Source organism: Streptomyces sp. NPDC087859 (genome assembly GCF_044742595.1).
Lineage (GTDB): Bacteria > Actinomycetota > Actinomycetes > Streptomycetales > Streptomycetaceae > Streptomyces > Streptomyces canus_F.
On record NZ_JBIUUU010000016.1, the window covers coordinates 121,740 to 134,470 of the forward strand.

Here is a 12,731-nt window from a genome sequence, read left to right on the forward strand (position 1 = left end):
CGCGGTTCGCGCCTCTCAATTAGTTACCGATTCCGGCGGCGACCACGGAAGAATCGGGCCATGGGGATAGATCTGCAGTTGCACAACGGGCGGCCGCACCAGCCCAAGCGGCGTCAGAAGCAGAAGCCGAAGCCGACGCTGATCCGTCAGTCCCACGAGCATGGCGAGGCGCTGGCCGGGCTGATCTCCGAACTGCCCACCAACACCTCGGGCAAGCTCTGGATGGTCGACCCGTACAGGGACACCCTCTTCAACGAGCAGGTGGCCGAGGCCGCGCTCCGGGAGATCCCCGATCTGCTGAACCGCTGCGCGGACGACGCTCAGACCGCTGCGGTCCGGGACCTCGCCGCGTGTCTGGAGGACTGCGCCACGACCCCCGGCAGTTATCTCGTGTTCGTCGGGGACTGAGCGGCCTCACTCACACGTGGCGGTCCTGCTCATACGGCGCCGAGGAACCCCGGGTCGGCCGGGCCCAGCTGCCGGGCGAAGTCGGCGGCCACTCCGAGGACTTCGCGCATCGGCACGGCCCGCCAGCTGTTCGCGGCGAGATCGGCGTGGGCCTCCTCGGTCCACAGGAACGGGAACACGCTGATGCCCTGCGAGAGATCCAGCGCGGCGGCCTCCTCGCGCCAGCCGGGCCGCCGCAGCCCGTCGTAGAACGTCTCCAGGCGGCCGGACAACAGCCAGTGCACCCATGAGGAGTGGCCCATGTCCATCGCCTCCCACGCCAGGGTGTCGGGCGCGAAGTAGGTCATCCGGCCCGGGGAACCGGGGCGTCCGGACGCTGCGGGATCATGACCGTTCAGGGCGAACACACCTCCCAGCGCGTCCTGGCCCACCACGAGCCCGGCCTCGGGAGACCAGTCCGGGTCGAACGCGTCGGGGAAGCGGTTGACCTGGGCCAGGCTCGGCAGGCCGCCGCTCGCGTCGGAGCCGCCGCCGAAGACCCGTACCCAGCCGTCGTCGAGGACCAGTCCGCCGCAGTTCCAGGCCAGGGCGCCGAGCGTGGAGCGTGCGGTGACCTGCATCTGCAGCACGCTCCGACGCCCCTCGGCCGGGTCGGCGGCGAGCACCCGCACCGGGACGGCACTGCCCGCGAACGCCTCCCGGAGTTCCGGCCAGGCCGGGTCGTCCACCCGTGTGAGCTCGTCGATCTCCCGCATCCGAGGATGATCGCAGCCCTCGGAGGGGCGGGCTCTAGGGGGCCGCCGCCTCCAGGTCGGCGACGGTGCCCGACATGATCGTCCGGACATGTTCGGTGATGTGCTCCAGCGGCCAGTCCCACCAGGCCACCGCCAGCAGCCGGGCGATGTCCTCGTCGCTGTACCGGGTGCGGATGAGGCGGGCCGGGTTGCCGCCGACGATCCCGTAGTCGGGGACGTCGGTGGTGACCACCGCGCCGGTGCCGATGATGGCGCCGTGACCGATCCGTACGCCGGGCATCACCGTCGTGCCGTGGCCGAACCAGACGTCGTTGCCCACGACCGTGTCACCCCGGTTCGGCAGTCCGGTGAGCAGGTCGAAGTGCTCGGACCAGGAGCCGCCCATGGTCGGGAAGGGGAACGTCGAAGGGCCGTCCATACGGTGGTTGGCACCGTTCATGATGAACCGCACCCCCGTCCCCAGTGCGCAGAACCTGCCGATCACCAGCTTCTCCGGCCCGTAGTGGTACAGCACGTTCCGCGTCTCGAAGGCGGTCGGGTCCTCCGGGTCGTCGTAGTAGGAGAACTCCCCCACCTCGATGAGCGGCGACTTCACCAACGGCTTGAGCAGCACCACACGCGGCTGCTCGGGCATCGGATGAAGCACCGTGGGGTCGGCGGGTACGGGCATGGTGGCGATTCCTTGCTGATCCGGGTACCGGGGGTCCGGAGCCACGATCGCAGTGGGCCGGGCCCGGCGACACCGAATTCCCGCCGAGCCGCGGTGGCCGTCTCGGGCGGCGGCGCCGGTCACGGCTGGATCGGCGCACCAGGTGCTGCCCTACTGCTTGGCCGAGGGTCGGCATGACGATCCGCAGGCGGAACGGGTCGGCCGGCACTCCGTAGCGATTCGCGACACCCCCTGCCGGTTCACCGCGCCCAGTGCGGCGCCCAGGTCTCCGCGTCGGGGCGCCCCGGCCCCGTGCTGTCGAGGTAGGCACGGAGCCTCGCGAGGGCGGGGTGGGGGTTGTCGGACCGCCAGATCAGTGAGTGCGGGTACACCGGCACCGGGTCGCGCAGCGCGATGCGACGCAGGTCCTGGTCGGTGGGCCAGACCATGCGGGTCTGTTCGCCGACCAGGGTGGCCAGCTGCGGGGAGTCGGCGATCGTGTCCAGGAGCGGATCGGTGCCGAAGTCGGGTCCGGTCGCCTCGATGGTGAGACCGAACTCCGTGGCGAACTCGTCGTAGTACGACGCCCATTCGGTACCGGCGACCAGGCCCGGCATCCAGATCCGGTGCCCGGCGAGCTGGGCCGGGGTGACCGCGCGGGCCGTGGCCAGGGCGTGCTGTGGCCCGGTCAGCAGCTGGACGGGCTCGTCGTGGACCCGCGCCGCGTCGATGCCGTCGGGGAGCCGGCGAGCGGGGACGGTGACGGCGCGGAAGGAGGCGTCGATCGTCCCGGACCGGATGGCGGCCAGTGCCTCCTTGGCGTCGAAGAGGGTGACCACGTCGAGTTCGATCTCGGGACACGCGCGATGGAAACCGCGCAGCAGCGCGGCCGGGCCCAGCCGGCGGCCGATCACGTCCACGCGCAGAGCACGGGAGCCGGGCCGTACGGAGGCCATGGCCCGCTCCGCGGTGTCGAGCAGCGCCCGGGCGTGCGGCAGGAACGCCTGACCGTCGATGGTGAGCCGCACTCCGCGCGGGGTGCGCGTGAACAACCGCACGGCGAGCTCCTTCTCGAGCGCGGCGACGCGCTTGGAGACCGCCTGCTGGGTGACCGCCAGGGCCGTGGCGGCGTCCTGGAGCCGTCCCGTCTCCGCGGCCGTCACGAACGTCCGCACGGCATCGAGGTCCATGGCCGCCATCGTAGAGCCACAACCCCTGGTTGTGTCCGAGCCGCTCGGGGGTTGTTTGATCTCTGGATCCGTCGACCGCTTGGATGTCCGTGGACCAGGGAGAGAGGCGGCGGCATGGGGCGGGCGTTCGGGTGGTTGTGGGCCGCGTACGGCGTCAGTGCGCTCGGCACCGCGCTGGCTCTCCATGCCTTTCCGCTGATCGCGATCCTCGTGTTGCACGCAGGTCCGGCCGAGGTGTCGGTGCTGGCAGCGGCGGGGCTCGCGGTCGGGGCGGTGGTGGCGGTGCCGCTCGGGCCGTGGGTGGAGTTCCGCCGTAAGCGGCCGGTAATGATGGCCATGGATCTGGCCCGGTGCGCGCTGCTGCTGAGCGTCCCGGTGGCGTACGCCTTCGATCGGCTCAGCTTCGTACAACTTCTGGTTGTGTCGGTGCTCGTCGCCGCGGCCGACATCACCTTCACCGCCGCGTCCGGCGCCTGCCTCAAGGCGCTGGTGCCGCCGGAGGATCTGCTGACCGCCAACGGACGGTTCGAGGCCACGATGTGGACCACCACCATGATCGGGCCGCCCCTCGGCGGCGCGGCGATCGGGCTGCTCGGCCCTGTGGTGACCGTCGTCGCCGACGCCGTCAGCTATCTGCTCTCGGCGGTCGGGATCCGCGCCATGGGCGGGAAGAAGGAGACCCGCCCGATACGGCCCGAGACGGGAGACCGGCTCAGGAGCGGTGACCTGCTCGACGGCTGGCGCTTCATCCTCACCGATCCGGTGCTGCGCCCGCTGTTCCTCAACGCCGTCCTCGTCAACGGGCTGATCATGGTGGCCGCCCCGCTGCTCTCCGTCCTCATGCTCGGCGGCCTCCATTTCGCACCCTGGCAGTACAGCCTCGCCTTCGCGGTGCCGTGCGTCGGCGGGCTGATCGGCGCTCGGCTGTCCCGGCGGCTCGTCGCGCGGTTCGGCCGGCACGAGGTCCTCGTGACCGCCGGGACCCTGCGGGTGTGCTGGCCGCTGGGGCTGGCCTTCGTCGGTCCCGGTGTGCCCGGACTCCTGCTGGTCATGGTCGTCGAGCTCGGGCTCATCACCTGCATCGGCGTCTTCAATCCGGTTCTGGCCACCTACCGGCTCGAACACACCCCGCACGACCGTGTCGCCCGCACACTCTCCGCCTGGTCCATCAGCGCCAAACTGACCATCGCCGCCCTGACCGCGCTCTGGGGCCTGCTGGCCACCCTCACCAGCGCCCGCACCGCCATCGCCGTGGCCGGACTCCTCCTCCTCGCCACGCCCCTCCTGCTCGGCAGGCGCGCGCTGCCGTCGGCCTGACGCGGCAGCGGATCACCTCCGGGACGTACGCGCCGCCCCGGCCCTCCCCGCAGGCGCGCTCCTCACAGCCGTACGACGATCAGGGCCGTGTCGTCCGTGGCCCCCTCCGGCGGGAGGAGTTCCTCCAGGACCGCGTCCGCCAGCGTCTCCGGATCGGCGTCCCGGTGGCGGGTGAGGGAGTCCGCCAGGCGCCCCAGACCGATCTCGATGTCCTCGCGGCGGCGTTCCACCAGGCCGTCGGTGTAGAGCACCAGGGTGGAGCCGTCGGTGAAGGAGGTCGTCGCCTGCGGTCGCGGGACCGGGTCGGGGCTGGCGTCCAGCGGCGGGTCCGTGGCCGCGTCGAGGAACTCGACCTTGCCGTCGGCGTGGACCAGGGCCGGCGGAGGATGCCCCGCACTGCTGTAGGTGACGGTGCGGACGTCGAAGTCGATGAAGGTGATGACCACCGTGGCGGACTCCGCGCCGGCCACCACGTGCGCGTAGCGCCCCAGGACGTCGAGGGCCTGCGAGGGACCCTCGGCCACCCGCGAGGCGGCGCTCAGCGCGCTGCGCAGCTGACCCATCACGCAGGCCGCCGCGAGTCCGTGGCCGACCACGTCACCGACCGCGACACCGATACGGTCGCCGCCGACCAGGTCCACGAGGTCGTACCAGTCACCGCACACGTTCAGCGCGCCGACCGCGGGCCGGTAGCGCACGGCCACCCGGTGGTCCCCCTTCAGCTTGGGTGTCGGCAGCATGGCCTCCTGGAGCGCCAGCGCGACCTCACGCTCACGGGCGTGGGCCTTTCTCAGGCGCTCGTTGACCTCCTGCAACTCCCGGGCACGGATGTACAGTTCGGCCTCCAGCGCCCGGGCCCGGGTGCCGACGGGCCCGCCGCGGTCTCGGATGAACTCGGTGACCTCCTCCACCCGGTGCACGAGCAGAGCGACCTCGCCGTCGGGGCCCAGCACGGGGGCGTTGACCGGGCTCCAGTAGTGCTCCTCCCAGCGCCCCGGCAGCTCCAGGGACCGGACGTCGTAGCGCTGCACCGCCATGGTGTCGCGCTCGCCGGTGGTCAGGACACGCTGCAAGGAGGCGGCAAGATTGCGCATGCCGGAGGCGCCCGGGTCCTCCGGGTTGTCCGGGAAGACGTCGAAGAGGTAGTGCCCGACCAGCTGCTCCCGGCTGCGGCCGGACATACGGACGAACTCCTCGTTGGCGTCCACGTACACCAGATCGGGTGTCAGGACCGCCACCATGCCGGGCAGGGCCTGGAACACCGCCGCGTAGTCGATCCCCGCGTCCGCCATGGCACTGCCGCCTCACTGCCGATATTGCATCACTTCCCACGATATGAGGCGACGGTGTCCGGCGGGCGGTTCTTGCAGATCACGGGTGCCGGTAATTCGGTTGCCGCGACCCTGTCCGCACGGGCTAGATTCCGCGCATGGCAGACATTCGGGGCTCGTACGACGATCTGTTCACCGCCGTGCCGAACGCGCTGGCCGGTTTCCTCGACGCCGGGGACGTGGGTGGTTCGGTCGCGGTCTTCGTGGACGGTGAGCCCGTGGTGGACGTCTGGGGCGGCTTCGCGGACGCCGGCCGCACGGTGCCGTGGGAGCGGGACACCGTCACCAACGTCTGGTCGGTCACCAAGACGATGACGGCACTGTCCGCGCTGGTGCTGGCGGACCGGGGCGATCTCGACGTGGACGCGCCGGTCGCCCGGTACTGGCCGGAGTTCGCCGCGGCCGGCAAGGAGAAGGTGCTCGTACGGCACCTGCTCGCGCACACCGCCGGTCTGCCGGACTACGACGGGCCGGTGGAGGAGCTGTACGACTGGGCGGCGGTCACCGCCCGGCTGGCCGCGCTGGCGCCGCAGTGGGAGCCGGGGACCTCGGCCGGGTACCACTCGCTGACGCAGGGGTTCCTCGTCGGCGAGGTCGTCCGCAGGATCACGGGCCGGACGCCGGGCGCGTTCTTCGCCGAGGAGGTGGCCGGGCCGCTCGGCGCCGACTTCCGGATGGGGCTGTCCGCCGAGCACGACCACCGCGTCGCGCTCGCCGTTGCGCCGCCCGGCCAGGACGAGGACTACGTCGCCGGGGCCGCGGGCCAGGACCCGACCCCCTCCACGGCCACCGGGATCCGGCTCCGGGACGGCAACAGCATGTCCTGGCGCCGGGCCCAGATCCCCGCGGCGAGCGGCTTCGGCAACGCCCGCTCGGTCGCCCTCGTCCAGTCGGTGATGGCCTGCGCGGGCACGGTGCGCGGAGTCCGGCTGCTGTCCCCGGCGGGCTGCGCACGGGCCTGGGAGGAGCAGTACAGCGGCGAGGACCGCATCCTCGGCATGCCGGTGAGCTGGGGCCTCGGCTACGGCCGCTTCGGCACCACGTACGGCTGGGGCGGCTGGGGCGGCTCACTCGTCATGATCGATCCGGGCGCCCGTATGACAGTGGCGTACGTGACGAACCAGATGCGCGAGCCGGGGGCGGACCAGCGGGGCCTGGAACTGGTGATGGCGGCCTACGAAGGGCTGCAGGGGCTGGGCGGCTGAGCCCGACGGCGGGGGCGGGATTGCCGGGCCGGGGCCCCAGCGCGGGGAGACAGGGCGCGGGGGCCCGCGGCCCGCAAGCACAGGGGCGCGGGGCCAGGGGCCGGGCCGGGCACAGTCCGCACCGCGGGCGCACAGCGTCGAGGCCCGCGCCGCGAGAGCGCGCAGGCCCGACTCCGGGACACAGGGCCGGGCCCCGTTCCCGGGACGCAGGACGTCCGCGCATCGTCAGACCCTCGCGCACCGGCGGCGAATTCCAGGGCAGGGCCGGGCCGGGCACAATCCGCACCGCGGGCGCACAGTGTCAAGGCCCGCGCCGCGAGAGCCCGCAGGCCCGACTCCGGGACACAGGGCCGGGCCCCGTTCCCGGGACGCAGGGCGTCCGCGCATCGTCAGGGCCCCCGCCCTCCGACCGGGCAACATTCCCCGACCGGGTGCCCGGGGTGCGGCAAACTGTCCTGCGTACGGCGTGCTGCCGCAGAGGCCGTCCCACCCGGCGGTCCGTGCCTGCGCCCCGCGCCCGGCTCTTCGTACCGCCCGGTCGGGCGGGGCACCGAACCCCCGCCCGACTTCCGTCCCATCCGCCCCACCCGGATGCGCCACGGGCCCCTCGTGGCGCATTCTTGCTGTGTGTCGCCCGTGGGGCGATGCAGGGACAAGGCAGGCCGATGACTGGGAGCGGCGAGAACGCGCACCGGGCGCCGGGACGGCTGGCCGCGCTGCTGATCGACGCCTCGACAGAGGCGATCGGCGCGGGCGGTGGTCACTCCGGCGGCGTCTACCTGCGTTCGAGCACCTCCGGAATGCTGCGTCTCGCGGTGCTCGCCGGGCTCCCGGGACCGTTGTTCCGGCCGTGGTGGCGGCTGCACGCCGACCGTCCGTTCCCCGTCGCCGACGCCTACCGGCTCGGGGTGCAGGTCGTGCTGCCGAACGCCACGGAGACCATGCGCCGCTACCCCCAGTTCGCGGCCGGTCTGCCGTTCCAGTTCGGGTCGCTGTACGTACCGGTCGTAGGGACGTCCACGACCTTCGGCGTGCTGACCGTGCTGCGCCCTTCCGCCGCGGACGCCGCCGAGGTACTGGCCGAGCGGGAACGGGTGACCCGGGTGGCGGAGGACCTGGCCCGCCGACTGGAGGACCTGGAGGACACCGAGCCGGTCGCCTGGGACGGTGAGCCTTTGTGCGTGCGGCCGCCGACCGCGCATGTGTCGGCGGGACGGCTCGGACGGTTCGCCTGGGATCCGGCGACCGGCGTGGTCACCGCGGACGCGCACCTGCATGCCCTGCTGGGCGTGGCACCCACGGAGTTCGGCGGCACGGTCGAGGCGCTCGCCCGGGCCGTGGCCCCCGACGACACCCGGCGCGTGCTCGCCGCACTGCGGGAGGCAGCCGCGAGCACACCGTCGCTGCCGCTGTATGTGCGGGCCGCGGACGGCGGACTGCGGCTCATGGAGTTCTGGACCCCCGAGGCCCCCTCCGCCGCGTCCGGCGCACGGCCCGTCAGGGGTTTCATCCTCGATCCCGGGTCAGGGTCCGCGGCCGACGCCGCCGCCGATCTGCTCCCGGAGGGTGTGTTCTGCCTGGACCGGCTGGGGCTGGTCACCTACGCGAATCCCCGCGCCGCACAGCTGCTGCACCGGCCGCGGGACGTACTCCTGGGCCGCCCGCTGTGGGACGGCGTGCCCTGGCTGGCCCAGCCCGACTTCGAGGACCATCTGCGCAGCGCCCTGCTGTCGCCCGAGCCGGTGCATCTGCAGGTGCGGCGGCCGCCCGACGTGGACGCCGCCTACGAGGGCGACTGGCTCGCGCTGTCCGTCTTCCCCGGCCCGGACGTGCTGACCTGTACGGTTCAGCCGACGAGCCGGATGCCGGACTCCGCCGAGACCTTCGAGGTCGCCCAGACGGGTACGTCGTCGCTGGCGCCGCTGTACCGCCCGATCGTGCTGGCCATCGCGCTGACCGAGGCGGTCACCGCCCGTCAGGTGTCGGCCGTGGTCATGAAGGAGCTGCTGCCCGTGTTCGGGGGGCGCCGGCTGGCGATCTACCTCCTCCAGGACCGGCATCTGTACCTGGCGTGGGAGTCCGGTTTCCCGCCGGGGTTCCTCGCCCCGTTCGACGGGGTGGGGCTCGACGAGCATCTGCCCGGCGTCGAGACGCTCACCAGCGGCAAGCCGCTGTTCTTCGACTCGATGCAGCAACTCACCGATGCCTACCCCGGCATCCCGCTGGACGCGACGGAGGGCGCCCGTGCCTTCCTGCCGCTGATCGCCTCGGGGCGTCCGGTCGGCTCCTGCATCCTGGGCTTCGACCGCCCCCGCACCTTCACCGGCGAGGAACGCTCGGTCCTCACCGCGCTCGCCGGGCTGATCGCCCATGCCATGGACAAGGCACGGCGTTACGAGAGCGAGGCCGCACTCGCCCGTGGTCTGCAACAGGCCCTCCTCCCCCGCCGTCTGACGGACCATCCGCTGGTGGAGACGGCGGGCCGCTATCTGCCGGGCACCCAGGGCATGGAGGTGGGCGGGGACTGGTACGACGTCGTCGAGGCGGGCGACGGTCTGGCCCTGGTCATCGGGGACGTCCAGGGACACGGTGTGCAGGCCGCCGCGACGATGGGCCAACTGCGCAGCGCGGTGAGGGCGTTCGCGCTGGGCGACCGGCCGCCCGACGAGGTGATGAGCGGTACGAACCATCTCCTCATCGACCTCGACCCCGGCCAGTTCGCCAGCTGCTGCTACATCCGTCTGGACCCGGTCACCGGGCGCGCCCGGGTGGCCCGCGCGGGACACCCGCCGCCGCTCCTGCGCAACCCCGACGGCAGCACCCGCGTCCTCGACGTGCCCGGCGGCGTCGTGCTCGGCGTGGACCCGGGCGCCCATTACCCGGTCACGGAGCTGCGGATCGAGCCGGGCGCCGTCCTGGCGCTCTACACCGACGGTCTGGTCGAGCGGCCGGGCATCGACATCGACGACGGCATCAGCGCGCTGCGCGTGGCCCTCGCCCGGGCCGGAGCCCCCACGGCACGTCTGGCGGGTGTGGCGGACTGGCTCACCGCGGCGGCCCGGCAGGCCGTCGAGCGGCCCGACGACATCGCACTGCTGCTCGCCACCCGTAGGCGGCAGCGGTGAGGCGCCGTAGCCGTTCCGTCACGTTGTGTGACGCCTCTCGCCTCATGGGGCCGTGCAGTGTAGACATGGCACATGGCCCGACTCTCGCAGCGTGACGCAGGCCGGTCGCGGCGCGGGCGAGTCGCCGAAGCCCGCTCGGCGCTGGGCGGACGCAGCGTAGCCGGCCAGGTGTTCGTATCCCAGGTCGTGATCGTGCTGCTGCTGGTCGTGGCCGCGGTGGTGGCGCTGGTGCTGCAGGTGCGGCACGACAGCACGACCGAGGCCCGCAACCGTTCTGTCGCGGTCGCCGAGGCGTTCGCCAACGCGCCGGGCACCCGCGAAGCCCTCGACGCCCCCGATCCCACGGCGGTCCTGCAGCCACGGGCCGAGGCGGCGCGCAAGGCGACCGGCGTGGACTTCATCGTGGTCATGAACACCGACGGGATCCGCTACACGCATCCCAAGCCGGACCGCATCGGGAAGAAGTTCGTCGGCACCCTGGAGCCCGCCCTGGCGGGGAAGGTCGTGATCGAGGAGGTCGACGGGACCATCGGCCGGCTGGTGCAGGCCGTCGTACCGATCAAGGCGCCCGACGGGAAGGTCGTGGGGCTGGTGTCGGCCGGCATCACCACCGAGCACGTGGGCGGCACCGCGGACGAGCAGTTGCCGCTCCTGCTGGCCGCAGCGGCGGGCGGCCTCGCCCTGGCCACGGCGGGCACGGCCCTGGTCAGCAGACGGCTGCGGCGCCAGACACACGGTCTGGGACCGCACGAGATGACCAAGATGTACGAGCATCACGACGCCGTGCTGCACGCCGTGCGCGAGGGCGTGCTCATCGTGAGCGGCGAGGGCGTGCTGCTGCTCGCCAACGACGAGGCCGCGCGGCTGCTCCATCTGCCCGCCGACGCCGAGGGCCGCCACGTCCTCGAGCTCGGCCTTCCGGCGGACACCGCCGACCTGCTGGCCTCGGGACGGGTCGCCACGGACGAGGTGCACCTGGTCGGCGAACGGCTGCTGGCCGTCAACCAGCGGCTCACGGACCTGGAGGGCGGCCCGGCCGGCAGCGTGGCCACGCTGCGCGACTCGACGGAACTGCGGGCCCTGTCCGGCCGGGCCGAGACGGCACGGGAGCGCCTGAACATGCTGTACGACGCCGGGGTGGGCATCGGCACCAGCCTGGACGTGACCCGGACCGCCGAGGAACTGGCCGAGCTGGCCGTGCCCCGGTTCGCGGACTTCGTCACCGTGGACCTGTTCGACGCCGTACTGAGCGGCGGGCAGCCGGACTCGGGCACCGATCTGCGCCGCACGGCGTTCAGCGGGATCCGCAAGGACGCGCCGCTCCACTCGGTGGGCGACCGGATGCGGTTGGTCGCGTCCTCGCCGCAGATCCGCGCGCTGCACTCCGGGCAGGCGGTCCTCGAAGCGCGCCTGGCCGAGTCCCCGGGCTGGCGGGCCCAGGATCTCGAACGCACCGCGCAGGTCCTGGAGTTCGGCATCCACTCGCTGATCGCGGTGCCGCTGCGCGCGGGCGCCCTGGTCCTGGGTGTGGTCAACTTCTGGCGCTCGGAGAAGCCCGAGCCCTTCGACACCGACGAACTCGCCCTGGCGGAGGAGCTGGTGGCCCGGGCCGCGGTCTCCATCGACAACGCCCGCCGCTACACCCGCGAGCACACCATGGCGGTGACGCTGCAACGCAGTCTGCTGCCGCGCAACCTGCCCGAGCAGAACGCCCTCGACATCGCCTACCGCTACCTCCCCGCGCAGGCGGGGGTGGGCGGCGACTGGTTCGACGTCCTGCCGCTGTCCGGCGCGCGCGTGGCGCTGATCGTCGGGGACGTCGTCGGCCACGGACTGTACGCGGCGGCGACGATGGGCCGGCTGCGTACCGCGGTCCACAACTTCTCCGCCCTCGACCTGCCGCCCGACGAACTGCTGGTGCTGCTGGACGAACTGGTCAGCCGCATCGACCAGGACGAGACCCAGGACGGCGACAGCGCCCCGGTCACCGGAGCGACCTGTCTGTACGCCGTCTACGACCCGGTCACCCGGATCTGCACCGTCGCCCGCGCCGGACACCCGCCGCCCGCCCTGATCCACCCGGACGGCAGCGTGGAGTTCCCGGACGTGCCCGCGGGCCCCCCGCTGGGCCTCGGCGGCCTGCCGTTCGAGACGGCCGACCTCGAACTGGCCGAGGGCAGCCGCCTCGTGCTCTACACGGACGGGCTGGTCGAGGACCGGGAGCGGGACATCGACGTAGGGCTGGAACTCCTGCGGACCGCCCTGGAGCGGGCCGGTGACTCGCCGGAGGACACCTGCCGGACCGTGCTCGACTCCCGGCTCACCTCCCGGGCCGTCGACGACATCGCCCTGATCGTGGCCCGCACCCGGGCGCTCGGCGCGGACCAGGTCGCCGAGTGGGACGTGCCGTCCGACCCGGTGGCCGTCGCACAGGTGCGCGCCGATGTCACCCGGCAGCTGTCCCGATGGGGGCTGGAGGAGCTGGAGTTCGCCACCGAGCTGATCCTGAGCGAGCTGGTCACCAACGCGATCCGGTACGGCGGCGAGCCCATCCGCGTGCGGGTGCTGCGTGACCGCAGCCTGATCTGCGAGGTCTTCGACAGCAGCAGCACCTCGCCCCATCTGCGCTACGCGGCGATGACGGACGAGGGCGGCCGCGGCCTGTTCCTCGTCGCGCAGCTCGCCGAGCGCTGGGGCACGCGGTACACGCCCGAGGGCAAGGTCATCTGGGCGGAGCAGCCGCTGCCGTAA

General features: G+C 72.7%; 9 protein-coding genes. 5 read left to right on the plus strand and 4 right to left on the minus strand.

The features are described from left to right. The first annotated feature begins 60 nt into the window (after positions 1-60). Positions 61-408 carry a hypothetical protein gene (locus ACIOHP_RS35095; protein WP_401893739.1) on the plus strand — a complete coding sequence of 116 codons (348 nt, stop codon included), beginning with the start codon at positions 61-63 and terminating at the stop codon, positions 406-408. A gap of 29 nt (positions 409-437) precedes the next feature. Here the strand turns inward: ACIOHP_RS35095 and ACIOHP_RS35100 are convergent, their stop codons facing one another. From ACIOHP_RS35100 to ACIOHP_RS35110, 3 genes are all read right to left on the minus strand, one after another. Further along, positions 438-1,163, minus strand: a complete 726-nt coding sequence (locus tag ACIOHP_RS35100) for a DUF2625 family protein (protein WP_361551815.1) — start codon at positions 1,161-1,163, stop codon at positions 438-440. A gap of 34 nt (positions 1,164-1,197) precedes the next feature. After that, positions 1,198-1,833 carry a CatB-related O-acetyltransferase gene (locus ACIOHP_RS35105; protein WP_401893741.1) on the minus strand — a complete coding sequence of 212 codons (636 nt, stop codon included), beginning with the start codon at positions 1,831-1,833 and terminating at the stop codon, positions 1,198-1,200. 239 nt (positions 1,834-2,072) lie between these two features. Continuing rightward, positions 2,073-3,002 (minus strand): LysR family transcriptional regulator, encoded by a 930-nt coding sequence (locus tag ACIOHP_RS35110; protein ID WP_401893743.1) that lies wholly within the window; start codon positions 3,000-3,002, stop codon positions 2,073-2,075. A 114-nt stretch (positions 3,003-3,116) separates the two neighbouring features. Here ACIOHP_RS35110 and ACIOHP_RS35115 point away from each other — a divergent pair, with 114 nt between their 5' ends. After that, positions 3,117-4,319: an MFS transporter gene (locus ACIOHP_RS35115; RefSeq protein WP_401893745.1), complete on the plus strand. Its 1,203-nt coding sequence runs from the start codon at positions 3,117-3,119 to the stop codon at positions 4,317-4,319. Positions 4,320-4,381: 62 nt separating this feature from the next. On the opposite strand, the gene ACIOHP_RS35120 is transcribed toward ACIOHP_RS35115, so the two are convergent. Next, the gene (locus tag ACIOHP_RS35120) at positions 4,382-5,611 is read right to left on the minus strand and encodes a PP2C family protein-serine/threonine phosphatase (protein ID WP_401893746.1); all 1,230 of its coding nucleotides are present in this window, start codon (positions 5,609-5,611) and stop codon (positions 4,382-4,384) included. A gap of 137 nt (positions 5,612-5,748) precedes the next feature. On the opposite strand from ACIOHP_RS35120, the gene ACIOHP_RS35125 reads away from it, so the two are divergent. From ACIOHP_RS35125 to ACIOHP_RS35135, 3 genes are all read left to right on the plus strand, one after another. Then, positions 5,749-6,855 carry a serine hydrolase domain-containing protein gene (locus ACIOHP_RS35125; RefSeq protein ID WP_401893747.1) on the plus strand — a complete coding sequence of 369 codons (1,107 nt, stop codon included), beginning with the start codon at positions 5,749-5,751 and terminating at the stop codon, positions 6,853-6,855. Positions 6,856-7,520: 665 nt separating this feature from the next. Further along, entirely contained in the window at positions 7,521-9,980 is a 2,460-nt protein-coding gene (locus tag ACIOHP_RS35130; protein WP_401893748.1) for a SpoIIE family protein phosphatase, read from the plus strand. 72 nt (positions 9,981-10,052) lie between these two features. Further along, positions 10,053-12,731: a SpoIIE family protein phosphatase gene (locus ACIOHP_RS35135; RefSeq protein ID WP_401893749.1), complete on the plus strand. Its 2,679-nt coding sequence runs from the start codon at positions 10,053-10,055 to the stop codon at positions 12,729-12,731.

Bases quoted from the DNA above. Each gene is read 5' to 3' on its own strand.
- ACIOHP_RS35095 (WP_401893739.1), top strand. From the start codon at position 61: ATGGGGATAGATCTGCAGTTGCACAACGGGCGGCCGCACCAGCCCAAG.
- ACIOHP_RS35100 (WP_361551815.1), bottom strand. From the start codon at position 1,163: ATGCGGGAGATCGACGAGCTCACACGGGTGGACGACCCGGCCTGGCCG.
- ACIOHP_RS35105 (WP_401893741.1), bottom strand. From the start codon at position 1,833: ATGCCCGTACCCGCCGACCCCACGGTGCTTCATCCGATGCCCGAGCAG.
- ACIOHP_RS35110 (WP_401893743.1), bottom strand. From the start codon at position 3,002: ATGGACCTCGATGCCGTGCGGACGTTCGTGACGGCCGCGGAGACGGGA.
- ACIOHP_RS35115 (WP_401893745.1), top strand. From the start codon at position 3,117: ATGGGGCGGGCGTTCGGGTGGTTGTGGGCCGCGTACGGCGTCAGTGCG.
- ACIOHP_RS35120 (WP_401893746.1), bottom strand. From the start codon at position 5,611: ATGGCGGACGCGGGGATCGACTACGCGGCGGTGTTCCAGGCCCTGCCC.
- ACIOHP_RS35125 (WP_401893747.1), top strand. From the start codon at position 5,749: ATGGCAGACATTCGGGGCTCGTACGACGATCTGTTCACCGCCGTGCCG.
- ACIOHP_RS35130 (WP_401893748.1), top strand. From the start codon at position 7,521: ATGACTGGGAGCGGCGAGAACGCGCACCGGGCGCCGGGACGGCTGGCC.
- ACIOHP_RS35135 (WP_401893749.1), top strand. From the start codon at position 10,053: ATGGCCCGACTCTCGCAGCGTGACGCAGGCCGGTCGCGGCGCGGGCGA.